This window comes from Streptomyces sp. 13-12-16 (genome assembly GCF_002114215.1).
Lineage (GTDB): Bacteria > Actinomycetota > Actinomycetes > Streptomycetales > Streptomycetaceae > Streptomyces.
In genome coordinates, this window is sequence record NZ_NCTE01001304.1 from 1 (window position 1) to 808 (window position 808).

1 protein-coding gene is annotated in these 808 nt (G+C 77.6%); it reads right to left on the bottom strand.

Translation table 11 applies throughout. The features are described 5' to 3' along the window. Positions 1–142: 142 nt before the first annotated feature. Positions 143–808: DMT family transporter (locus B7767_RS40170; protein ID WP_085576230.1), on the bottom strand; the 666-nt coding region annotated here is incomplete at its 5' end.

Consider the following 808-nt stretch of genomic DNA (forward strand, 5'->3'; position numbering starts at 1 on the left):
GGCGGGGGCGATGTGCGCCGCGGCGACGGCGGCGACGGGAGCCAGCACGACCGCCGCCCGCCGGGCGGGGGAGGGGCCTGGGGACACGGGCATCGGCTTCCGACTCCTTTCCGCGGGAGGCCGCCGCGCCGGTTCGGGGTGCCTACGACACGGGCCGGGGCGAGTCGGTACCCGGACTCCGCGACGCCGCGTCCCAGCTTCCGGAGACCGACGGGGCGCGGGCCAGGCCCACGGTGCCCGCCCCCATGAGCGCCACGCCGAGCAGCGCCGGCACCACCCGCACACCGAGCGTGATCTGCTCCCCGAACAGCGCCCACCCCAGCGCCACGCTCGTCAGCGCGTCACCGAGGGTCAGGGCGGGCTGGGACGCCGCGAGCGTCCCGGCCCGGAACGCGCTCTGGAGCAACAGGAAGGCGACGGCCCCGGCGACGGCGGTGGCGTACACGGGCCACGTCCCCAGCACGGCGCCCACCCCGTCCGGAATCCTGCCGGTCACCTCCTTGAGCAGCGCCGCCGTCAGGGAGAACGACACGGCGGACGCCAGCCCCAGCAACCCCGCGCGGGGCGCGCCCCGTACCGCGCGGGCCGTCACCACCAGCACCACGACGGCGCCCAGCACCGCCCCCGCGGTCACGAGCCACCGCCCCGCGGAGGCCGTGGACCGGCCGGCGGTCGGGGCGACCGAGATCAGGAACACCGCCAGCCCGGCGGCCAGGGCGGCGAACGCCAGCCAGGTCCGGGGGTCCGGACGACGGCGGAAGACCACGCTGCCGACGACGAGGGTGAACAGCAACTCGGCGGCCATCAG